The organism is Roseovarius lutimaris, from assembly GCF_900115165.1.
Classification (GTDB): Bacteria; Pseudomonadota; Alphaproteobacteria; order Rhodobacterales; family Rhodobacteraceae; genus Roseovarius; species Roseovarius lutimaris.
Genome location: NZ_FOVP01000005.1, coordinates 143,370 through 165,218 on the forward strand (window position 1 = coordinate 143,370; position 21,849 = coordinate 165,218).

Here is a 21,849-nt window from a genome sequence, read left to right on the forward strand (position 1 = left end):
CAAGACGCGCGAATCCGGGGATGGTTCGCGCGTCTTTGCTTTGATCCGGGGGCGCGCGCGACATGCATAAAGTTCTGGTTTTCACCGACATCCATATCCTGCCCGAAGGCGAGACAGTTATCGGGCTTGACCCGTTGGCACGCTTTACCCAGGGGCTTGCCCATGCGCTCGAACACCACCCCGATGCCGCGCGCATCGTGCTCTGTGGCGATCTTGCGCATAATGCCGCCCCGGCCGAATATGCCCGCCTGAAACAAGCGCTTGCGGGCTGTCCTTTGCCGGTGGACCTTATGCTTGGCAACCACGACCGACGCGCGCCATTCCTTGCGGAATTCACGCAGGTGCCGGTTACGGTTTCTGGGTTTGTGCAGCAATTTCAGGATATTGGCGACTATCGCCTGATCCTGCTTGATACCCTGAATGAAGAGGCCGATGACACTCATTCGGGGCATCTGTGTGCGCAGCGCCTCGACTGGCTCGATCAGGCCCTCGCCACTGCGGGCGCGCGCCGGGTGGTGGTCTTCACCCATCACCCGCCGATCATCACCGGATTTTCCGGCATGGACTGGATCGGGCTGCACAACCGCGCCGAGCTGATCGGGCGGCTGGTGGCGCATGGCGGTGTGGTGCAGATCATCAGCGGCCATATCCACCGCACCATCCAGGGCGCGGCGGGCGGCATCCCGGTCAGCATCTTCAAAAGCCCCTGCCACCAGATGCCGATGGCGCTTGGGTTTCAGGACCCGAGCCTGTCAATCGACGAGCCGGGCGCCTATGGGATCGTGCTTTTGCATGATGACGGGGTGATCGTGCATACCGAGGATTTCACCCTGCCGCCGGTCAAGGCCGCGATCTACGGCTGATCGCGCAGCAGGCTTCCCCCGGCCAGAAAAATCGGCAATGATGGGGCATGTACTGAGGGGGGCCGCGCCGGATCACGGGCCCGGCGACCAAGGGAGGAACCACTTATGTGCCGAATTTTTGCCGGGCAAGACCCGGATCGCTATGCGCTTGAGACCCGCCGAATGCGGCTCAACGGGCAAAGCACCAGTATCCGGTTGGAAAATTCTTTCTGGGGTATTCTGGATGAAATCGCCACCAGCGAAGGCCTGTCGACCCCGGCCTTTGTGTCCAGGCTGCACTCCGAAGTGCTTGAATTGCGCGGCGAGCCCAAGAATTTCACGTCGTTACTGCGCTGTACTTGCCTTGTTCACCGCGAAACAGCGCTTGACGCCGACAGCCGCCAGATTGCCGCGGAATAGCTAAAAACGGGCATGTAGTAGCGGTTTACTACCTGCCCGCCCCAACCATTGGTAACCTTTCCGGACCAACACACCTGATCCGGAGGGGAAAATGGCCAAAGCCATTCACAGCATGATCCGCGTTCTCGACGAGGCGCGCTCGGTCGAGTTTTACCGCAAGGCCTTTGGGCTTGAGGTGGCGGACCGGCTTGATTTCGAGAAATTTACCCTTGTCTATATGTCCAATTCCGAAACCGCCTTCGAGGTCGAACTGACCGTCAACAAGGGCCGCACAGAGCCCTATGACCTTGGCGATGGCTATGGCCACCTTGCGGTTCTGGTCGAGGATCTTGCGAGCGAGCATGCCCGCTTTATCGCCGAGGGGTTAGAGCCCAGAAAAATCGTGGAGTTCGCCCCCGACGGCAAGCTTGTCGGCACCTTCTTTTTCGTCGCCGACCCGGATGGCTATGAAATCGAAGTGCTCCAGCGGGGGGGGCGTTTCAAATAATTTGCGGGCGCTTATGCGCCCGTTTTTTTGACCAATTGGGAGGAGAACCAATGACTGACGTGAAAACCCGCAAGGGGCTGACGCGGCGCGAGCTATTGTCGCGCGCCGTGGCCGCAGGGGCCACATTCGTTGTCGGCGCGGGCTATGTCGCCAGCACCGATGCGGCATGGGCACTTGAAACAACTGCGATCAAACCCGAGACCATGGCGACGCTGATCCAGATGGCGCGCGATATCTATCCGCATGATCATGTGGCGGACGAATATTACGCCATTGCCGTCAAGGGCTATGACAGCGCCGAGGCCGCCCCGGCGGTTGAGGTGGGCATCGCCGCGCTGAATGCGGCGGCGATGGGCAAGGGGTATGCCGATTACCTGTCGATCGGCTGGGAACGCGACCGTGTCGATATCCTGCGCAGCCTTGAGGACAGCGCCTTTTTCCAACAGGTGCGCGGCGGTCTGGTGACCGGGCTTTATAACCAAAAGGCGGTCTGGCCGCTGTTTGGCTATGAGGGCGAATCCTTTTCCAAGGGCGGTTACATCGACCGCGGTTTTGACGACATCAACTGGCTCTGAGCCATAGCCAAACGAGGAGGATTACCTATGGCTGCACCTTTTGATCTGAATGATGACAGCGTTATCGTTGTCATCGGCACTGGCGCCGGCGGCGGCGTTTTGTCGAACGAACTGGCGCAACGCGGCGTGAGCGTTGTGGCACTTGAAGCGGGCGGGCGTTACCTGCCCGAGGATTATGTGAATGATGAGTGGGAGAGCTTTGGTCAGCTGGCCTGGCTTGACGCGCGCACCACGTCGGGTGACTGGCGCGTGGCAAAGGATTTTTCCGGGCTACCGGCCTGGATCGTCAAGGCCGTCGGCGGCACAACGACCCATTGGGCGGGGGCGAGCCTGCGCTTTCAGGACCACGAGTGGAAGGCCAAGACGAACTATGGCCCGGTACAGGGCGCGAACCTGCTGGATTGGCCGATTGACGGGGCGGAAATGGCGCCCTGGTATGATCTGGCCGAGAAAAAGCTTGGCGTGACGCGCACCAACGGCATTCCCGGCCTGCCCGGCTGCAACAACTACAAGGTGTTCGAGGCCGGCGCCAAGGCGCTTGGATATGAAGAGGTCCACACCGGGCGCATGGCGATCAACAGTGAAGAAAATGACGGTCGCAGCGCCTGTCAGCAGACCGGATTTTGCTTTCAGGGCTGTAAATGGGGCGCCAAATGGTCCGCCGCCTATACCGACATCCCGCGCGGCGAGGCGACCGGCAATCTTGAGGTGCGGGCCAAGGCGCATGTGCAGCGGATCGAGCACGGCGCAGATGGCCGCGTCAACGCGGTGATCTATGTCGATGAAAACGGTGTCGAGCACAAACAGATGGCGCGCGCCGTCTGTGTGGCCGGTAATTCGTTCGAGAGCCCGCGCCTGTTGCTCAACTCGGCCACGTCGATGTATCCCGACGGGCTTGCCAATAGCTCGGGCCAGGTCGGGCGCAACTATATGCGTCACTTGACCGGCTCGGTCTACGGCGTCTTTGACAAGCCGGTGAAGATGTGGCGCGGCACCACCATGGCCGGCATCATGCAGGACGAGGCCCGCCTTGATCCATCGCGCGGCTTTGTTGGCGGCTACGAGCTTGAAACCCTGTCGCTTGGCCTGCCGTTCATGGCAGCCTTCCTTGATCCGGGTGGCTGGGGGCGTGAATTCACCACCGCGCTTGATTCCTACGAAAACATGGCCGGGATGTGGATTGTTGGCGAAGACATGCCGCAGGAAACCAACCGCGTGACCCTCAACCATGACGTCAAGGATCAGTTCGGCATGCCGGTGGCGAATGTGCATTACTCCGATCACCCCAACGACCGGGCGATGCGCGATCACGCCTATAAACAGGGCATGGCGATCTATGATGCCGTCGGCGCCACCCGGAGCTTTCCGACGCCGCCCTATCCGTCGACGCATAACCTTGGCACCAACCGGATGTCCGAGAACCCGCGTGACGGTGTGGTCAACCGCAATGGCCGGACCCACGATATCGAGAACCTGTTCATCTCGGACGGCTCGCAATTCACCACCGGGGCGGCGGAAAACCCGACCCTGACCATCGTGGCGCTTGCCATCCGGCAGGCCGAGCACATTGCAGGTGAACTCTCACGCGGCGCCCTGTAACACAGGGTCCGCTCTCCCGGCGTCTCCACTCTCCCCAGGGCGCCGGGGGACTTTTGAATTCAGCGATCGGGTGAGGTGTCGCGCAGTGCCCGACCGCCGGGTGGGCGCCGCAACGCCTATGGATCGCAGTTTATGTCGGCCACAAAGTCTGTGTTATCATAAGCTTGAAACGTCACAAAAGCGCCCGCCCGAGGGGGGCGGTCGGGCGCTGCGCGGCGGTGCGTGCCGCGCCTCTATTCCGCGCGATGGTGCGATACCTCGACTACCCGCTTCGGACCAACCCCGCCCTGCCCGCTAGCCCTTGGGCAGATAGGGGATACCACCGGCCGCGTCGGTGTCGTCGATCACCCAGAAATGCCCCTCGCTTCCCGCCTGACGGGCCTTGGCAAGCGGGGCATAGTCGGGGTCATTGGCAAAGGCCTTTGCCGCATCGACACTTGGGAATTCCACCAGCGCAATCAGAGACGTGTCGGGCGCGTCGCCCTCAAGCGTGGTGATATTAGCGCTGCGTGACAGGTATTTTCCGCCATGGCGCTCCGCGATCTCATGGGTCTTGGCCGCATATTCAGGCACCCAGGCATCATCGGTGACCTTGACCTGTGCAATAAGATAGGCTGGCATATAATTTCTCCTTCCGTTGCTGACGTCGCCACTGGACGCACCACTGGGCGCGCCGCTCTTGCGCGACAAGCCTAGCATAGTAGGTGGAGAGGCGCGCACACGTTCGTGTCAGACGCCGTCCGACTTAGGTCGCAGAGTCGGCCATTTGGGTTTTGCGAAAAAAATCGGCCTCGCGGGTGATTTACCTCTTGCGGATCAGCGCCATAATTTATAAATCACGCCTCACCCAAGGACGCGGGCGTAGCTCAGGGGTAGAGCGCAACCTTGCCAAGGTTGATGTCGAGAGTTCGAATCTCTTCGCCCGCTCCAATTTTCCCATAAAATTGGACAAACCGGACCCGAGTACGGGTCTGCCGCCGATCTATCCGGTGTCTACTTCGCCGCCGGTCGGCCCATATCCTCAATCACCGACATATCGGCCACTGTCGCCGCTTGGGCCTTGGCGCGCGGCCCTGCACGGATTATACACCGCCCAGCAACCAGCGGAGGCCCCATGCGCAGCGCCCAGATCACCCGGAAAACCGCCGAGACCAATATCAGTGTCAACATCGCTCTTGATGGCACCGGTTCTTACGACAATCAGACCGGCGTTGGCTTTTTCGATCACATGCTGGATCAACTGGCGCGCCACTCGCTGATTGATATGAAAATCCTCTGTGAGGGGGATCTTCATATCGACGATCACCACACGGTCGAGGATGTCGGCATTGCCCTTGGACAGGCCCTGAGCCATGCGCTTGGCGACAAGACGGGCATCCGGCGCTACGGGTCTTGCCTGTTGCCGATGGATGACGCGCTTGTGCGCGCCGCGCTTGATCTGTCGGGGCGGCCCTACCTTGTGTGGAACATGGACCTGCCGACGCCCAAGATCGGCACATTCGACACCGAATTGGTGCGCGAATTCTTTCAGGCGCTCAGCACCCATGGCGGTATCACCCTGCATGTCGATGCGCTGCACGGGATCAACAGCCACCATATGGCCGAGGCCGCGTTCAAAGCGGTGGCACGCGCGTTGCGCGCGGCGGTGGAGCCCGATCCGCGTACCGAAAACGCCATTCCCTCGACCAAAGGCGCGCTCTGAGCCATGACAACGGTCATCGTCGATTACGAATCCGGCAACCTGCATTCCGCCGAAAAGGCGTTTCAGCGGATGGCGTCCGAAACCGGCACCGGCACGGTTCTTGTCACCTCGGACCCAGAGGTGATCCGCAAAGCCTCGCGCGTGGTGTTGCCCGGTGACGGGGCGTTTCCGGCCTGTCGCCAGGAGCTGTTTGACCATCGCGGCGTGTTCGAGGCGATTGAAGAGGCGGTGATCACCAGGGGCCGCCCCTTCATGGGCATCTGCATCGGCATGCAGATGATGGCGACGCGCGGCCTTGAATATCACGAAACCCCCGGCTTTGACTGGATCGGCGGCACGGTCGAGCCTATCGCGCCAACCGATGACAGCCTGAAAGTGCCGCACATGGGCTGGAACGATCTGGTGATCGACCATGCCCACCCGGTGTTTGACGGCATCGAGACCGGCAATCACGCCTATTTCGTGCATTCCTATCATTTCCGCGTGGCCGATCCGGCGCATCTTTTGGCGCATGTCGAGTATGGCGGCGCGATCACTGCGGTGGTCGGGCGCGACAACATGGTCGGCACCCAGTTCCACCCCGAGAAAAGCCAGGATACCGGGCTTCGGATGATCGCGAATTTCCTGCGCTGGACGCCGTAAATGACCCTGTCCACGGCCCGCCTGCAAGCGATCCTGACCGAGATCACAGATATCGCCCGCGCCAGCGAGAGCCGGGGGAAAGTCGCCGATTACATCCCCGAACTGGCCTGTATCGACCCCGCCCAGTTTGCCATCGCCCTTGCCCGCCCCGGCAAGCCGACGCTTGTGGCGGGCGATGCCTCGGTGCCGTTTTCGATTCAATCGGTGTCAAAGGTGTTCATGCTGGCGCTTGCGCTAGGCAAACTTGGCGATCGCCTCTGGTCTCGCGTTGGCCGCGAGCCATCCGGGCAAGCCTTTGATTCGCTGTTCCTTCTGGAGCCCGAAAGGGGCCGGCCCCGGAACCCCTTTATCAACGCCGGCGCGATTGTGACCACCGACGCGGTGCTCGAAGGGTCGAGCCCGCGTGAGGCGCTCGGCTCGCTCCTGCGCTTTATCCGGGCGGCGGCGAATGACGATGACATCCACATGAACGAGCGCGTGGCGCAATCCGAAATTGCCACCGGCCACCGCAATTTCGCCTTGGCGCACTATCTGTTGTCGCATGGCAATCTTGCCAATACGCCGGATCTGACGCTTGGCACGTATTTTCACCAATGCGCGGTTGAAATGACCCCGATGCAACTGGCCAATGCGGGGCTTTTTCTGGTCGGTGGAAAGGATGCGCCGCGCCTTGTCTCGGCGCAGCGGATCCGGCGGATCAACGCATTGATGATGACCTGCGGCCATTATGACGGATCGGGCGATTATGCCTATCGCGTCGGTCTTCCGGGCAAAAGCGGCGTCGGCGGTGGCATTCTGAGCATCGTACCGGGGATTGCCTCGGTCGCGGTCTGGTCGCCGGGGCTAAACCATTATGGCAATTCCAAGCTTGGCACCGAAGCGATGGAACGCTTTGCCAAAATGACCGGCTGGTCGGTGTTCGGGCCGACCCGTGCCGCAAGGTAAAAGGGCGGATGAGCCTCTCACCCGCCCAAGAGATTATTTAACCTTTTTCCAGGTCCCGCCGTCACGGCAAATGCCGAACACACAGCCACTGACCTTGAGCGTATCGCCGCTGAGTTTCAGCCTGGAGTTATAGGTCTTGTCGCGGTCCGGGGAATAGACCTTGCCCTTATAGGCGCCGCCACCCGTGTTCTTGGTCTCGGAAATGATGTTGCGGCCGATGTTCTTGCTCGCCATCTCTTTGCCCGACGAATCGTAGGATTTCACCAGCTTGCCGCAAAGGGCACCGCCGCAGGGCGCAACCTTGATCAGGCCCGAATGGCCATTATCGTCGGCTGCTGTGCGCCATGTCCCCTCAAGCGGATCGGCGGCGGCGGCCATACCGGCGCTGACCATAAGCGCGGCGATGGTGAGTACGAGTTTCTTCATCTTTCAAATCCTCCCTGATTTCTCCCTCGGGGCGTTGCCCCGCTATAATTACAATTGCCATCCCCCCTGCCCCTGTCCACATTGCATTTCGGGTTTGGGCTGTGCAAAAGGCCGTGACGTTACGACAGAAAGCCGAAATCATGATTCTTTATCCCGCCATCGACCTCAAAGACGGCAAGGCCGTGCGCCTTGTGAAGGGGGAAATGGACCGCGCCACCGTGTTCAATGATGATCCCGCCGCGCAGGCGATGGAATTTGTGACCGCGGGCTGCGAATGGCTTCACCTCGTCGATCTGAACGGCGCCTTCGCCGGCGAGCCGGTCAATGCCGCCCCGGTCGAGGCGATCCTCGCGCGCTGTCGCGCGCCCGCCCAACTTGGCGGTGGCATCCGCGACATGGCCACGATTGAACGCTGGCTGTCCAAGGGGCTGGCGCGGGTGATCCTTGGCACGGTGGCGGTGGAAAACCCAAGCCTAGTGCGCGAGGCCGCGCGCGCTTTTCCCGGCCAAGTCGCCGTCGGCATTGATGCGCGCAACGGGCGCGTCGCCACCAAGGGCTGGGCCACCGAGACCGATGTGATGGTGACCGATCTGGCGAAATCGTTCGAGGACGCCGGTGTGGCCGCGATCATCTATACCGACATCAATCGCGACGGCGCGATGCAAGGCCCCAATATCGAGGCCACCGCCGCGCTTGCCAATGCGGTCTCGATCCCGGTCATTGCAAGCGGCGGCGTCAGTTCGCTTGCCGATCTCAAGGCGCTCAAAACCTGTGGCGCGCCGCTCAACGGGGCCATTTCAGGGCGCGCGCTTTACGACGGCGCGCTTGACCTCAAAGAGGCGCTCGCCGCCCTGCGCTAGCGTTACTGCGCCCCCGGCAATGCCGGGGGCTATGGGGTTTATTCGCCCGCCGCCTTGCCGGTCAGCTTGCCCAAGGCGCCGGTCATCGTTTTGACATAACCCGCATCCTCGGAAATGCCGCCCAGATCGCCAAGCATCTCTTTGGGGTCTTCATAGGCAAGCCAGGTCTGCCCCGCGCCATCCTGATAAACCAGAACCTTGAGCGGCAGGAACAGCCCCGCAAGCGGATCATCCTGCATCGCGGGCGTGCCAAGCTTGGGGTTGCCAAAAAGAAGCACCTGCGCCGGGGCCAGTTCCATATCGACCTTGGCAGCGCCGGCCGCATGGTCTACGCGGGCAAAAACCGTCGCCCCGGCCCCGTTCACGGCGGCCTCAAGGCGGTCCATGGTCGTCGCCACATCGCCCGACGAGCGGACCTTGACGATATCGTCATTGCTGGCCAGTGCCGGCAAACCCGCAACACAGACCGCAACAGCGGCAATAAAGCGCTTCATGGTATTCTCCTTTGATTCCAAAACTTATCGGTCTTACCCTCTGGCATATAACCACATTTGCCCATAAACATCGGCGTGAAAACACTGTAACAGCGACAATATGCTCAAAACCCGTATCATACCCTGCCTCGACGTGGCCGATGGCCGTGTGGTCAAAGGCGTGAACTTTGTCGATCTGGTCGATGCCGGCGATCCGGTCGATGCCGCGCGCGCCTATGATGCGGCGGGCGCCGATGAGCTTTGCTTTCTCGATATTCACGCGACCCATGAAAACCGAGGCACGATGTTTGACGTTGTGCGCCGCACCGCCGAGCAATGCTATATCCCGCTGACCGTCGGCGGCGGCGTGCGCAGCGCAAAGGATGTGCGCGCGCTTCTGCTCGCCGGGGCCGATAAGGTAAGCTTCAATTCCGCCGCCGTGGCCGACCCGGACGTGGTCGCGCGCGCCGCCGATCAATTCGGCAGCCAATGCATCGTCGTGGCCATTGACGCCAAGACCGTCGCCCCCGGAAAATGGGAGATTTTCACCCATGGCGGGCGCAAACCCACCGGCATTGACGCGGTCGAGTTCGCCCGGCTTGTGGCCGCCAGGGGCGCCGGAGAAATCCTGCTCACCTCGATGGATCGCGACGGCACCAAGCAAGGCTTCAACCTCGCCCTGACCCGCGCGATTTCGGATGCGGTCGATATCCCGGTGATCGCCTCGGGCGGCGTCGGTACGCTGGATCACCTTGTCGAAGGCGTGACAATCGGCGGCGCAAGTGCTGTGCTGGCGGCCTCGATCTTTCACTTCGGCACCTTCACCGTTGCGCAGGCCAAGGCGCATATGGCCGCCGCAGGTATCCCGATCAGGATCGGCGCATGACCCTCGACGAGCTTGCCAAAACCATCGCCGCGCGTGCCGCCGCCGATCCAGACACAAGCTGGACCGCGCGCCTTCTGGCCAAGGGTCCGGAAAAATGCGCCGAGAAATTCGGCGAAGAGGCGGTCGAGGCGATCATCGAGGCCGTCAAGGGCGACAGGGCCGCCCTCACATCCGAGGCCGCCGATGTTCTGTTTCACCTGCTGGTGATGCTGCAATCGCGCGATGTTGCCCTCGATGATGTCATGGCCGAACTTGCTCGCCGCCAGGGCACCTCGGGCCTCGCCGAAAAAGCCTCCCGACCCAAGGAATAACCATGATCCGCCATATCGTTTTCTTCAGCGCCGCCAACCCTGATCAGGTGGACGACATCAGGAACGGCCTGATGATGCTGGCCGAAATCCCGCATTCCCGCCACTTCGAAGTGGGCCGCAACCTGCAAAGCGATCCGATCGCGGGCGATCGCGTCGATCTGGTGGTCTATGCCGAATTTGACGACGACGCCGCACTGGCTGCCTACAAGGCGCATCCAATCTATAGCGCCTGCATCGCCCGCGTCCGCCCCATGCGCGAGTTGCGCATTGCGGCCGATTTCAAGGCAAGCTGATCAAACCCGCATTCTTCTTGGCAAAAATACTCAGCCCGAGTCGCTTCCTTGGGCGATAGGCCCTTTCTGAGCCCAAGCGGCATTGCCGGATCACGGGCTGCCAAAGCTCCTAAATCCTATGTCCATTCAAGGTGTTAGCGGATACTTCAATATATGACCGGAAGATGGTGGGCGACCCTGGAACGGCCACCATTTCTAAAATCAACTGTAAACGCTAGACTTTGGGGCGCGGTTTCCTTGTATTGGCACACCTTGATGGCGCACCTAGGTATTCAATTCAAGAGGCGGCATGTTTCTCGGCACAACAAAATCAATGTGCACTAGGCGAGGCTGGAACCGATAATGCTGGAAAGTTCGATTGCGCTGGAGGTTACCAGTGTAGCCAGAGGTGGGGCCTAGGACGTGCGCGAAGCGGCAGAAATTTTCTTTGCTTTTCAGCGGCTTACGCTCTTTTTCGCAGCCCTCATGATACACTTCACTGTAACAGTAGCAAGCACGGGGCGGAAATGCCTGCGATTGGTATTAGCACGTTGTCACTCCCATACGTGCCTTCTATTATACTTTGATAAGAACAAAACGTCCGGAGGACAGTAAGACAGGTGGTTCTCTATTCCGCAGGCAAAGTGTGTCACAAATCACCATTGTCAGTGCTTGCGATGCTTGAGGCCATCGTTGGGAGCGTTGTCGGATTGATGCTGGTTTGGTCTGGTGTGTACTGGGTCCTCTGGACATCACTTTTTTTAACTTTTTTGGTCCATCTGCGTAGTGAAAAATCCATCGAAGATGGTGTTGCTATCATTGACCGATCGTGGGCAAGAGTAAGTAACAGTGACATTTCACGACGTTTTGCTTTGGTATCCCTTGCAAGTGCTATTGCAATCGCAGTGTTGTGGATATTTCTATTGGTGCCTGTGATCCTTGATGGTTTTGGTTGGATCGGTAGCTATCTGAGGTTCGTACTCCTTGGCTTTGTTTCGCTGAACATCACCGTTGCATCCGTTGTACTCGTGATGTCATTGGTCCTCGTTTTTTTGACTGAGATGCGACCGGTGCCCCCCCCCAACGATAAACCGCCCGATACACTGCGAACACGTACCATGGTCATTATCATGATGGCTGCAACAGTATTGCTTCCGGGAGCGGTAGCAGGTGTAACCGGATGTTTCGTTATCATTAGAGCAACTGCTACACTTATGCACCTTAGAGACGGAATAAGTTGCTTCTTGCAAAATTGGGCCACTCTTATGTTGAAGACTGACATAGCAACTGAGCCTGAACTACTACCGGGTCTTCCTGACGATCATATGTTCAGCTTTGCGACGATGCTGCGTGACTATAGGCGTGCCGAGAAAAACTTAGCTGACAGGTACGGAAGTTTGCTTGCTTTAGCGGTATTTATCCCCTCGATGTTCTACAGACTTATGCTCAAGTCGAGCTTCTGGTTTTATGCTCCATTGATGTGGGCGGCTGCGCCTCCACGAGGTCTTGAGCGCGATATACATGGCAAGCTGCGATGGGACCCAACGCTAGCCCGAACACCTATAGACATTGCTGCTGCACTGGTCGCTCTGGTCGGAGCATTCTTCTTCTTCTTCCGAGTGTGGGACTATAACGCCTACCAAACTGCCGCTACATGGGCGAAAGACAATGACTTTCCAGCATACTGGCCCCTGCTTGCTGCAGGTATCAATCCATCAAGGGTAGACATATGGTATCTCCTACCTGGGATCGGTGCATTGCTATCGCTAGCGGTATTCGTTTGGGCAATGCAAATTTCATCCCGCGCCAGACTAGTGCGACGCTTTCCTAGCCAACGAACGCTTTGGTGTCTGTACAAACTCAACGCGGCAAAAAATGTATTAAGTATATCTACTGTCGTAGTAGGCTTTTGCTTTCTGCTCTTCTACTTCGGCTCAAACTGCTTGTTGCCGTCAGCAATACAAAGTGTCCTCTCGGCACTAACGCTAGCTGAATGTGTGCCCCTATAGCAATTTGTGCCGTGGAATTTCCGACACATTTTTTCGAGGGGGTATCTATACATCCCTGCACACCAGTTTCCCCCATGACCCCTCAACACACCGAGGACCGAGTGCCGATGTCGCATGTAGCCGCAACGGAGCAGGTTGCACGTTATGCCGGACAAGTCGTTGACATGCACGCTGTCTCACATGGGCAAGGGTGGTGAGGCGTCTCACATCATGCACCCTTTTGTCTCACACACATTGCTGTTGATGTTTGAGGCAGCACCCCCCCTATGGCCTCAAGGTCTATTAAGACACATGCCGATGCAGAGTTCCCGCTTGGCCCTATCAAGCAAATTGATGGGTTCTAAACCATACTGTAACAACCACAACCAACGTTGACGTTTGCAACATGCGGCGTTAAGCAGGTTCAACTACCTTTGAATAAGGGCCGGGAACATGCAGCAGTACATCGTCTACAAGCGCGTCAGCACGAAAGAGCAGGGTCGTAGTGGGTTAGGGCTTGAGGCGCAGGAGCGAGATGTCGCCCTGTACTTGGAGCGGTTCAGCCCGGTGCCTTATGAGGTGATAGCCACCTTCACGGACATCCTGAGCGGCACTGACAACGAGCGCCCTGAGCTAGCGGCTGCATTGGCTTTGGCTAGGAGGACAGGTGCGATTTTGCTAGTCAGCAAGTTGGACAGGCTATCTCGCAAGGTTTCTGCCGTAGCGGCCCTCATGGAGGATAAGAAAGTAACATTCCGGGTCGCACAGATGCCGAACGCCGATAACTTCCAGTTGCACATATATGCGGCTTTAGCCGAGCAGGAGCGAGAGTTCATATCCGCTCGGACCAAGGCGGCGCTAGCGGAGGCCAGACGCAGGGGCACGAAGCTAGGTGGGCTGCGTGACAAGACCATGAAGCGCAATGCTGCCGTGCAGGCTAACGCAGCGGCAAGAGCAGAGAAGGTATCTGGGATTATCTTACCAATGCGGGAAACGGGAAAGCCGCTGAGAGAGATCGCTGAGCACTTGAACCGGGCGGGGGTTGAGACCGCTAGGGGCGCGCGCTGGCAGGCATCGCAGGTGAAAAGGGTACTGGACCGGCTGAACGCGAGGTGAGGTGTCTGGCGGGTCCATGCGGGGCTGTCCGACCCTGTTTCGGATGCTGGTGGCCGGGCTTGGTCGTGGCCCTATCTATTGCCTTTGAAAATGCTTGAGCCGGGATCAATCCGACTGGTAAGATATTTCATTCTTTGAATATAAATCCGAGCTAATCCCTGCGTTCTAAGACAGAGCAATTTGCTGTATCTGTTGCCGCATGTTAAAACATGCTTCCCCAAACGATTTAATCCATATGACATGATCCGGGCATACAGTCATATAGTCAGTCATACATACAGTTATTAATACAGCCTCACATACTGATACAAACAACATACTGATACATACAAATGCAGTTAAGGCTTAGTGGAAGCATGGAAAGAGCCATGCAAGAACACTAACGACAAGACAGGCAAGCCTTAGCTACAATCGGCTTTAGGATACGGGTCCACACAGGCTTACAGCCATAGGCGACACCTGTTTAAGCATGTTCATACATACAGTTAGATGCACAAGACTAGCGGAGTGACCTTGTAGCCGGGTAAGACCACGCTTGACCTTATTCAGTATCACGAAAATCGAACTTGTCTATTTCACGCTTCAACTGTTCAGCGGTGAACCCAGACTTGAAATAGCTTGTGTGGGTAACACCTACCTGCGTATGCCCCAGTATAGCCTTAACCATAATGTCCGGTACATCGGCTCTGCTAAGCAATGTTGTCATTGAGTGCCGTAGGCTGTGAAAGACCAGCGTTTTTTGTTTCAGTGCAAGCGTAGGCAAGAGCGTTTGATTGAACCATGTTCCGACATTCCTGCCATAACCATTTTGGGTGCTGTAGGATAAGTCCGGGAATAGCCGGACTGCCACTCCAGTCTTGCGTTTTTCAACGAACTCTATGAAGCCAGCTTTAAGCAACGCTTGGTGTACGGGTATTTGCCTTCGGCTTGATGCGTTCTTGAGTGACTTTCCTGCATCATCGTTAATGTCGATGCACCATATGCCATCCAATTGCTGAATGTTGCGGATGTGCAGTTGCGCCACCTCGTTAAGTCTAGCCCCTGTAAACATAGCAATAAGCGTAGGCCACTTATGGTCATCTTTCCTTACTAGATTGTCCGGGTTCACGGTGAGGTGCCTAAACAACAACCGCAACTGTGCGGGGGTGAATGCATCCCGTTGGTCAGTTTTGTCCCTAGTCTTGTTTGCTAGCCTCGTGCCTGTGAACACATTCGTAGTTGCATGTCCGTTGTTCACGGCCCAAGTTGCAAACGATTGGTAGGCACTGAGGTATACGTTGACTGTTCTTGTTGAGAGTTTGTCTACGCCCTTGACATCCAACATGTCAGCGAGTGACAGGTCACGTGTGCGGCTATCCTTGTTTCTATTCTTTGGCAGCCTAGTGACAACATCCTTGACCTTACGTGCATCGGCCTTGGTTAAGTTTGCGGTAGGTTTGCTATTAGTGATCACGCCAAGTAGCTTTAGCGCATCACGTTTTTCGCTTATAGTCTTTGCAGCCCATAGCGCACCCCTTTGCCCCTCTGTCAGATATTCATGCACAGTTGTGGCGTAAGCAACTACGTCGGGCTGTCTGTCAGCGCCTTGAAGGTGTGCGGCATCAGTTGATTGCCGTGTACTATGGGAAGGTTGGGTGAGGTCGTACTGGTCCAAATTGGCATTGTACTCTAACGCCAATGCCAAGAAACTGCGGTAGCCCTTCCGGTATTCCTGCAATAGCAATTCATCCTGCTCAGCAGTCAGCTTGCCGACCCCTGCACGCGTCTTAAATTGGCTCAGGAGGTCGCTGCCTTGCTCATCGGGCTGTGCAGCCAACTCCAGCCAGATGTCGTCCTCTACGAGGCTAATTGAGCTTCTGAGGGTATTTGCCCGTTGACCGGAACCATCCCCTTCCGAAAGCAGTCGTTCTTTGTGTTTTTGCAGGGCAGTGCGAAAGTGAGTTTCGACGTGCTGGCGCATTTCATCATATCTCATGGCCTGCACCCTTGGCCCTGTGAACGCAGCTTGTCCAGTGGCTATCAGGAGATGTGACATTCGCTTAGCGGCGCTGGGCGACCGTGTTTCCAGTGACAACCGGACATGGGATGCTCGCCCGTTGGGGTGGAAGCCCTTCGGTATCGGCCATCGGAAGTAAAAAATGCCGTGTCTGCTTAGGCTTAGATAGGATGCATTGCGCATGTCTGATGTCGCACCATAATGGCACACCAAAGCACAACGTGATCTAAGTAGTTGATATGAAAGAAAATGGTGGGCGACCCTGGAATCGAACCAGGCGTGCGTCTCCGCGAGGGAGTTACAGTCCCCTGCCACACCTTGCGGCCTGTCGCCCACTTGTCCGGCAGAAAACTGCCTGACGTGGGGGGCTGATTACAAGCGCCGCAATGGCCCGTCAACCGGAAAATGCCTTGCAAGCGGCTGCGGGGCATCGCATTGTCGCCGCCCTGAGAAAAGAGGCAGCAGACCCATGAAAAAACCCCGCTGGGTGATCGACAAGGAACAGGCCAAACGCGCCGCCGCCGCAGAGACGGTGTGGCTTTTCGGGCTGCATGCGGTGCGCGACGCGCTTGAGAATCCGGCACGCGAAAAGCTCCGGCTGATCGTGACGCGCAACGCCGCCGACAAGTTGGCCGAGGCGATTGCCGCCTCGGGGGTTGAGCCCGAAATCGTCGATCCGCGCAAGTTCACCGCGCCGCTTGACCCGCAATCGGTGCATCAGGGCGCGGCACTTGAGGTCAAGCCGCTGGCCTGGGGCAGTCTGCAAGAGGTCTGTCTTGGCGACGGGGTAAGCGCACCGCGCGTGGTGCTTCTGGACCGGGTGACCGATCCGCATAACGTCGGCGCGATCCTGCGCTCTGCCGAGGTGTTCGGCGCGCGCGCGGTGATTGCGCCGCGCCATCACGCCGCGCCCGAGACCGGTGCCCTGGCCAAGACCGCCAGCGGCGCGCTTGAGCGCCAGCCCTATCTGCGGGTGCGCAATCTTGCCGATGCGATCACCGAGCTTCAGGGTATGGGCTATATCGTACTCGGGCTGGCGGGCGAGGCCGAGACCACCATCGAGGCCGCCGTGGAGGGGCGGCGCGACCGCCCCGTCGCGCTTGTGCTTGGCGCCGAGGGGCCCGGGCTTCGCCAAAAGACCCGTGAAAGCGTTGACGCGCTTGTGCGGATTGATTTTGCCAGCGATTTCGGCTCGCTCAATGTGTCAAACGCGGCGGCGGTGGCGCTTTATGCCGCGCGTGCCTGAGGCATGGCGGCGGCATCCTCAAAGGCATAGATAAATCGGCCTTTGATCATCCAGCTGATGCCAAAGCTGATCAGCCCGAGGCTTTCGCAGATGAATGTCAGGCGTAGACTGTCCCAGAGGGCGGCGATGGTTTCTGCCATCGCAGTGGGCAGGACAAGCCCCAAAAGCGCGCCTTTGATCGCCAGCACGCCGACAACCGCAAAGATCACCCGGCCAAGCGCGCGATACCACAGGTTCCGGCGGTCCTTGCGATTGCCGGGCGCGCGCGCAGCAGGCGAATTCACGCGGGTGAAAACGAAATATGAGAAATAACCAAGGATGGCGAACATCACCCCTGCGGCGCCAAAATGCAGCGCCTTGAGCAGCATCGGCACGTTCCCGGGGCTTGCGAAGGCCGGAAAGCTGGCCCAGAAATCATAGGAAATCGTGCCGGTCACGGTGCCGCCGGGCGGGTGAAACCCCTCAGACCCCTGTGCCCCGGTCAGGAACAGCCGCGCCACCTCGGCGCCGTCATAGGCACAGCCCGAGCCGGTGGTGGGCGAAAACGCCACCAGAACCCCGGCCAGGCCGGCAAGTTTCAGCAGCACGATATCAAGCTTGCCATAGCCAAGACAGCCCACCCGGTTGGTGGTGCGAAAGCCGTAAAAGAACATCAAGAGCAAGCCGATGAAACTAAGCGCGCCGACAAGGATATCACCCCCAAGCCGACTATAATAATAGTGGCTGATCGAGGCGTTGAAACAGGTGTTGGTCAGGACCGTCACGAGCACCAGAGACACCGGAAGCAGCAGCGCGACATAGCCCACGCCGAGGTTCAACCTGCGCAAATCCACGTCAAACGGCAGATCGCGAAGGCCGGGTTGCAGGCTTGGCGGTGGCGGGCTGTCCGGCATGTCGGTCATTGGCTGAAATCCTTGTGCTTTGAATGGCACAGTCATAGCACGCCTCGCGCGCGGGCGCGAAAGTTTTGCCCGCCTGGGGTTGGAAATCATCCGCGCCTGCCCGATATCAAAGCCATGACACCAAAAATTGCCACATGCAGCTATTGCGGCACCCGCGCGGCGCTTGTCCTTGATCGGGGCAGGCATGAGCTGATCTGTTCCAGTTGCGGTGCGCCGTTGCACGATATGAAGGCCCTGCACAAGCCGGTCACGCGATCCGGGTCGGCTGCGGGGCGCACACGACCGATGCCCCTGCCACGCCAGGACTATGGCCCGCGGCCCGGATATGAGAGACCTGCGCGAAAAGCCCGCAAGCCGCGCAAGACCTTCGGGCGGCGGATGTTCGAAGACATCTGGGATGTGGTCGAGGATATCTTTGACTGATCCGCAAGTTATTCGCGCGCAGGCCCGGTAAACTCACAGTCACAGGTTTATTACAAACCCTTTTTATTCTCGGACTCGTTCCTAAATATCATAACAGAGGCGTTGATCTGGAACCTTGACGCCTCTCTTCACTGTCCCTCGTTCCGCGACTGGCGCCCAGGCATTGGCTTGGGCGCTTTTTTCTGGCGCGGTTTCATGGTTCACTATGCCCATGAGCGAGACCTATAGTGATTCCCACCTGCGCGAGATCCTGACCCGCACGCGGCGCGTGGCGGTGGTCGGTGTGTCGATGAACCCGGTGCGCCCAAGCTATTACGTGGCGCGCTATCTGACCCTCAAGAAGTACCAGGTGGTTCCGGTTAATCCGGGCCATGCGGGCAAGGTTCTGTTCGGTCAGACCGTTGTGGCGCGGCTGTCCGATATTGAGGGCGATGTGGACATGGTCGATATCTTTCGCCGGTCTGAACATGTGCCGCCGATCGTGGATGAGGCGCTTGTGGCTTTTAAGGGGCTTAAAACGATCTGGATGCAGATTGGTGTCGAGCATGGCGAGGCGGCCAAAGTGGCGCGGGCGCGCGGGGTGGATGTGATCATGGACCGCTGTCCCAAGATCGAGTACCAGCGGCTTTTCGGTGAATTGCGCATGGGTGGCTTCAATACCGGCGTGATTTCGTCAAAGCTCTGAGAGGGGCGGTTACACTCTGGTGTCGCGGTGATCTTGCGACATCAACCGGCTGATTTCGGCGCCGGGCATGGCCTCGTCGGCATAGCGAAACGTGCCCGATCTGCTGACCTCTTCGGCGGCGCGCATCAGGGCGCCAAGGGCGGCGCGCGCGAAAGAGCCGCCGACACTGACGCGCCGCACCCCGACCTTAGACAGTTCGTCTACGCTATAGGCCTTGCCCGATAGCCCCATGACCACATTCACCGGCTTGTCGACCTCGCGACACAGGGTTCTGATTGCCTCGATATCGGGCAGTCCGGGCGCATAAAGCACATCTGCACCGGCCTCGGAAAACGCCTGAAGCCGCTTGATCGTATCGGCCAGATCGGGCCGCCCCCAGAGAAAGTTTTCGGCCCGCGCCGTCAGGAGAAACGAACGGCCCCGCGCCGCCTCTGCTGTGGCGCGGATACGCTCCATCGCCTGCGACATCTCGTAAATCGGGGCATCTGGATTGCCGGTCGCATCCTCGATCGAGCCCCCGACAAGGCCCGCGTCACAGGCCATGATGACCGTCTCGGCGCAGGTTGCGGGGTCGGGTCCAAAGCCGTCCTCAAGATCGCCAGACACCGGCAGCGCCGTCGCGCCCACGATCCGGGCGGCATTTTCAAGGATCTCGTCGCGATCAAGCCCGGCAAAGGAATCCCGCTTGCCAACCGAAAAGGCATAGCCCGCACTTGTCGTCGCGAGGGCCTCGAATCCAAGGCTGCTCAAGAGCCGCGCCGAGCCTGCATCCCAGGGGTTTGGCATGACAAAGGCCTTGTCGCGCAAATGCAGCGCCTTGAAGCGCTCGAACTTGTCCTTTCGGTCCATCATGTCCCCCTTTCGGATATGGTTCGCCGACCCTACCACGAAAACGGAACAAAATGGAAACACATTCAGGCCATCACAAGGCAACCCCGCCCCGCGTCGCTGCTGTGACAACGCTCACTCAATAGGGGATCGCCATTTTGATCAGCGCGGCAATCACACCAAGCGCCACCACGCTGGCAAGCCAGAGGGCGGCGAACCAAAGCAGCCGTTTCGTTTGCTTGCCCCCCTCAATGATAGCCCTCCTCGGGGTCGACCTTGCCGCGAAACACCCAATAGGCATAGGCGGTATAGCCAAGGATCAGCGGCACCAGAACCACCGTGCCGACAAGCGCGAACTTGAGGCTTGCATCGGGCGCGGCCGCCTCTGCAATGGTCAGGCCGGGCGGCACGATATGGGGATAAAAGCTGCTTCCGATGCCGATAAAGCAAAGCACGAAAAGCGTCAGCGCGGCAAAGAACGGCTGGCCGTCCTTGCCCGCGTTCAATCCCGCAAACAATGCCCAAGTGGCGGCGGCAAGCGCGCCGGGCATCAAAAGGCTGAGGATGCTGCCCGGAAGGTTGAACCAGCGGTTGAAATAGACCGGATCCTGAAACGGGGTCAAAACGCTGACCACGCCGATAAATCCAAGCGTGCCAGCGGCGCACCACCAGGCATAGCGCTGCATCTGGCGCTGAAGCGCGCCTTCGGTCTTGAGGATAAGCCAGGTCGCGCCAAGCAGGGCATAGCCGATCACCACCGCAACCCCGGTGAGAATGGAAAACAGGCTGAGCCAATCCCACCAGCCGCCCGCATAGGCGCGATCCGCCACCTCGATGCCCTGCACAAGCGCGCCAAGCGCGATGCCCTGCATGAAGGCCGCGACAAGCGAGCCGCCGAAAAACGCCGCATCCCAGACCGGCTTCCAGCGCTTGGTGCGCCAGCGGTACTCAAAGGCAACGCCGCGAAAGATCAGCGCCAGAAGCATCAGCGTGATCGGCATGTAAAGTGCCGGCATCACCACCGCATAGGCCAGCGGAAACACCGCGAAAAGGCCACCGCCGCCCAGCACCAGCCAGGTTTCGTTGCCGCCCCAGATCGGCGCGATGGAATTCATCATCACCGCCTTGTCGCGCTCGCCCGACGCGAAGGGAAACAGAATACCAACCCCAAGGTCGAACCCGTCAAGGATCACGTAGGTCAGCACCGCAAAGGCGATGATCCCGGCCCAGATGAAAGAAAGATCAAACATTGAAGTGCTCCTTATTCACCGGGGATGGCTTTGGCGGGTGGTTTGCCGGCGCGCGCGGTGCGGTTCGGCGCATCCTTGAGGCCAAGATGCCTGGTCGCCGGGGGCATGTTCATCATCCGCAACAGGTAAAACGTGCCTGCCCCGAAGATGAAGAAATAAACCAGCACAAAGGCCGTCAGCGAGGCCGCCATCGCCGGGGCCGCCACTGGCGCAAGGCTGTCGGAGGTGCGCAACAGGCCATAGACGGTAAAGGGCTGGCGCCCGACCTCGGTTGTGATCCAGCCGGCCAGCACCGCGACAAAGCCCATCGGCCCCATGACAATCGTCGCGCGGTGAAGCCATCGGCCCGCCAACATGCGCCCGCGCCAGCGACACCAGAGCGCCCAGCCCCCAAGGCCCAGCATGGCAAAACCAAGGGCGATCATGACGCGAAAGCTATAGAACACGATTGTCACCGGCGGCTCGTCCGCGTCCGGGATCGTATCAAGCCCGGCCAGCGGCGCATTGAGGTCATGCTTGAGGATCAGGCTGGAGAGTTTGGGGATCTGCACCGCATAGTCGATCCGCTTTTCGTGCGCATTGGGAATGCCAAACAGAATAAGCGGCGCGCCGTCGGGGTGGCTGTCGTAATGGCCTTCCATCGCCATCACCTTGGCCGGTTGATGCTCCAGCGTGTTCAGCCCGTGAAAATCGCCCGCAACGATTTGCAGCGGCGCAACCACGATCAGCATCCACATCGCCATGGAAAACATCCGCCCCGCGACCGCATCGGCCCTGTCGCGCAGCAAATGCAATGCGCCGACACCGCCCACCACAAGCGCCGTGGCCAGATAGGCGGCAAGCACCATATGCACAAGGCGATAGGGAAAGGACGGATTAAAGACGATTTGCCACCAATCCTCGGGGACGAATTGGCCAGTCTCATTGATGCCATAGCCCACCCGTTCCCGCCCATTTACAAAAGCAATATTTTCA

At 58.9% G+C, this 21,849-nt stretch carries 25 protein-coding genes, 2 tRNA genes and 1 pseudogene; 18 read left to right on the forward strand and 10 right to left on the reverse strand.

Annotated features, from left to right (window positions below):
* Positions 1-62: 62 nt before the first annotated feature.
* The 5 genes from BMZ91_RS06025 (at position 63) to BMZ91_RS06045 (ending at position 3,923) form a co-directional block, all read left to right on the forward strand.
* Positions 63-863 carry a phosphodiesterase gene (locus BMZ91_RS06025; RefSeq protein ID WP_092835762.1) on the forward strand — a complete coding sequence of 267 codons (801 nt, stop codon included), beginning with the start codon at positions 63-65 and terminating at the stop codon, positions 861-863.
* 105 nt (positions 864-968) lie between these two features.
* Entirely contained in the window at positions 969-1,262 is a 294-nt protein-coding gene (locus BMZ91_RS06030; protein WP_092835764.1) for a ribbon-helix-helix domain-containing protein, read from the forward strand.
* Between the two features lie 91 nt (positions 1,263-1,353).
* Positions 1,354-1,749: a VOC family protein gene (locus BMZ91_RS06035; protein WP_092835766.1), complete on the forward strand. Its 396-nt coding sequence runs from the start codon at positions 1,354-1,356 to the stop codon at positions 1,747-1,749.
* Between the two features lie 50 nt (positions 1,750-1,799).
* The gene (locus tag BMZ91_RS06040) at positions 1,800-2,324 is read left to right on the forward strand and encodes a Twin-arginine translocation pathway signal (RefSeq protein WP_092835768.1); all 525 of its coding nucleotides are present in this window, start codon (positions 1,800-1,802) and stop codon (positions 2,322-2,324) included.
* Between the two features lie 27 nt (positions 2,325-2,351).
* Complete coding sequence (locus BMZ91_RS06045; protein WP_092835770.1) at positions 2,352-3,923, forward strand: GMC family oxidoreductase; 1,572 nt, start codon at positions 2,352-2,354, stop codon at positions 3,921-3,923.
* Between the two features lie 294 nt (positions 3,924-4,217).
* Here BMZ91_RS06045 and BMZ91_RS06050 read toward each other — a convergent pair whose 3' ends face one another.
* Positions 4,218-4,544, reverse strand: a complete 327-nt coding sequence (locus BMZ91_RS06050; protein ID WP_092835772.1) for a DUF1330 domain-containing protein — start codon at positions 4,542-4,544, stop codon at positions 4,218-4,220.
* Between the two features lie 234 nt (positions 4,545-4,778).
* On the opposite strand from BMZ91_RS06050, the gene BMZ91_RS06055 reads away from it, so the two are divergent.
* From BMZ91_RS06055 to BMZ91_RS06070, 4 genes are all read left to right on the forward strand, one after another.
* Positions 4,779-4,853 (forward strand) — tRNA-Gly (locus tag BMZ91_RS06055).
* Between the two features lie 184 nt (positions 4,854-5,037).
* Positions 5,038-5,625, forward strand: a complete 588-nt coding sequence (gene hisB / locus BMZ91_RS06060; RefSeq protein WP_092835774.1) for an imidazoleglycerol-phosphate dehydratase HisB — start codon at positions 5,038-5,040, stop codon at positions 5,623-5,625.
* A 3-nt stretch (positions 5,626-5,628) separates the two neighbouring features.
* Positions 5,629-6,267, forward strand: a complete 639-nt coding sequence (gene hisH / locus BMZ91_RS06065) for an imidazole glycerol phosphate synthase subunit HisH (protein ID WP_092835776.1) — start codon at positions 5,629-5,631, stop codon at positions 6,265-6,267.
* Positions 6,268-7,212, forward strand: coding sequence for a glutaminase (locus BMZ91_RS06070; protein ID WP_092835778.1), 945 nt, complete (start codon positions 6,268-6,270; stop codon positions 7,210-7,212).
* 33 nt (positions 7,213-7,245) lie between these two features.
* Here the strand turns inward: BMZ91_RS06070 and BMZ91_RS06075 are convergent, their stop codons facing one another.
* The gene (locus BMZ91_RS06075; RefSeq protein ID WP_092835780.1) at positions 7,246-7,638 is read right to left on the reverse strand and encodes a DUF2147 domain-containing protein; all 393 of its coding nucleotides are present in this window, start codon (positions 7,636-7,638) and stop codon (positions 7,246-7,248) included.
* Between the two features lie 140 nt (positions 7,639-7,778).
* Here BMZ91_RS06075 and hisA point away from each other — a divergent pair, with 140 nt between their 5' ends.
* Positions 7,779-8,498 (forward strand): 1-(5-phosphoribosyl)-5-[(5-phosphoribosylamino)methylideneamino]imidazole-4-carboxamide isomerase, encoded by a 720-nt coding sequence (gene hisA / locus BMZ91_RS06080; protein WP_092835928.1) that lies wholly within the window; start codon positions 7,779-7,781, stop codon positions 8,496-8,498.
* Positions 8,499-8,536: 38 nt separating this feature from the next.
* Here hisA and BMZ91_RS06085 read toward each other — a convergent pair whose 3' ends face one another.
* Positions 8,537-8,992, reverse strand: coding sequence for a DUF302 domain-containing protein (locus BMZ91_RS06085; RefSeq protein ID WP_092835782.1), 456 nt, complete (start codon positions 8,990-8,992; stop codon positions 8,537-8,539).
* 100 nt (positions 8,993-9,092) lie between these two features.
* Here BMZ91_RS06085 and hisF point away from each other — a divergent pair, with 100 nt between their 5' ends.
* From hisF to BMZ91_RS06110, 5 genes are all read left to right on the forward strand, one after another.
* A complete protein-coding gene (gene hisF / locus BMZ91_RS06090; protein ID WP_092835784.1) occupies positions 9,093-9,857 on the forward strand; it encodes an imidazole glycerol phosphate synthase subunit HisF in 765 nt (254 codons plus the stop codon).
* Positions 9,854-10,168, forward strand: a complete 315-nt coding sequence (locus BMZ91_RS06095) for a phosphoribosyl-ATP diphosphatase (RefSeq protein WP_092835786.1) — start codon at positions 9,854-9,856, stop codon at positions 10,166-10,168. The genes hisF and BMZ91_RS06095 overlap by 4 nt, the downstream gene beginning before the upstream one ends.
* 2 nt (positions 10,169-10,170) lie before the next feature.
* Positions 10,171-10,461 (forward strand): Dabb family protein, encoded by a 291-nt coding sequence (locus tag BMZ91_RS06100; RefSeq protein WP_092835788.1) that lies wholly within the window; start codon positions 10,171-10,173, stop codon positions 10,459-10,461.
* Positions 10,462-11,117: 656 nt separating this feature from the next.
* Entirely contained in the window at positions 11,118-12,449 is a 1,332-nt protein-coding gene (locus BMZ91_RS06105) for a hypothetical protein (RefSeq protein WP_092835790.1), read from the forward strand.
* A 432-nt stretch (positions 12,450-12,881) separates the two neighbouring features.
* Entirely contained in the window at positions 12,882-13,544 is a 663-nt protein-coding gene (locus tag BMZ91_RS06110; RefSeq protein WP_092835792.1) for a recombinase family protein, read from the forward strand.
* A gap of 541 nt (positions 13,545-14,085) precedes the next feature.
* Here BMZ91_RS06110 and BMZ91_RS06115 read toward each other — a convergent pair.
* Both BMZ91_RS06115 and BMZ91_RS21400 read right to left on the reverse strand, forming a co-directional pair.
* Positions 14,086-15,519 (reverse strand): site-specific integrase, encoded by a 1,434-nt coding sequence (locus tag BMZ91_RS06115; protein WP_177193801.1) that lies wholly within the window; start codon positions 15,517-15,519, stop codon positions 14,086-14,088.
* A 271-nt stretch (positions 15,520-15,790) separates the two neighbouring features.
* A tRNA-Tyr gene (locus BMZ91_RS21400) sits at positions 15,791-15,874 on the reverse strand.
* Between the two features lie 135 nt (positions 15,875-16,009).
* Here BMZ91_RS21400 and rlmB point away from each other — a divergent pair.
* A complete protein-coding gene (gene rlmB, locus BMZ91_RS06120; RefSeq protein ID WP_092835796.1) occupies positions 16,010-16,786 on the forward strand; it encodes a 23S rRNA (guanosine(2251)-2'-O)-methyltransferase RlmB in 777 nt (258 codons plus the stop codon).
* Here rlmB and BMZ91_RS06125 read toward each other — a convergent pair.
* Positions 16,768-17,688 carry a hypothetical protein gene (locus tag BMZ91_RS06125; protein WP_245736221.1) on the reverse strand — a complete coding sequence of 307 codons (921 nt, stop codon included), beginning with the start codon at positions 17,686-17,688 and terminating at the stop codon, positions 16,768-16,770. The two genes, rlmB and BMZ91_RS06125, sit on opposite strands and share 19 nt — an antisense overlap.
* Positions 17,689-17,802: 114 nt before the next feature.
* Here BMZ91_RS06125 and BMZ91_RS06130 point away from each other — a divergent pair, with 114 nt between their 5' ends.
* Both BMZ91_RS06130 and BMZ91_RS06135 read left to right on the forward strand, forming a co-directional pair.
* Positions 17,803-18,111, forward strand: coding sequence for a hypothetical protein (locus tag BMZ91_RS06130; protein WP_092835931.1), 309 nt, complete (start codon positions 17,803-17,805; stop codon positions 18,109-18,111).
* A 211-nt stretch (positions 18,112-18,322) separates the two neighbouring features.
* The gene (locus tag BMZ91_RS06135) at positions 18,323-18,796 is read left to right on the forward strand and encodes a CoA-binding protein (protein WP_092835798.1); all 474 of its coding nucleotides are present in this window, start codon (positions 18,323-18,325) and stop codon (positions 18,794-18,796) included.
* Positions 18,797-18,805: 9 nt separating this feature from the next.
* Here BMZ91_RS06135 and BMZ91_RS06140 read toward each other — a convergent pair whose 3' ends face one another.
* The 4 genes and pseudogenes from BMZ91_RS06140 to BMZ91_RS06155 form a co-directional block, all read right to left on the reverse strand.
* A complete protein-coding gene (locus tag BMZ91_RS06140) occupies positions 18,806-19,645 on the reverse strand; it encodes an isocitrate lyase/PEP mutase family protein (RefSeq protein WP_092835933.1) in 840 nt (279 codons plus the stop codon).
* Positions 19,646-19,763: 118 nt separating this feature from the next.
* A complete protein-coding gene (locus tag BMZ91_RS21935) occupies positions 19,764-19,925 on the reverse strand; it encodes a DUF2474 family protein (RefSeq protein WP_092835800.1) in 162 nt (53 codons plus the stop codon).
* Entirely contained in the window at positions 19,873-20,874 is a 1,002-nt protein-coding gene (cydB, locus tag BMZ91_RS06150; RefSeq protein ID WP_092835802.1) for a cytochrome d ubiquinol oxidase subunit II, read from the reverse strand. Before cydB ends, BMZ91_RS21935 begins: the two co-directional genes overlap by 53 nt.
* An 11-nt stretch (positions 20,875-20,885) precedes the next feature.
* Positions 20,886-21,812 (reverse strand): annotated as a pseudogene (locus BMZ91_RS06155) (cytochrome ubiquinol oxidase subunit I); the annotation flags it as partial.
* Positions 21,813-21,849 lie beyond the last annotated feature (37 nt).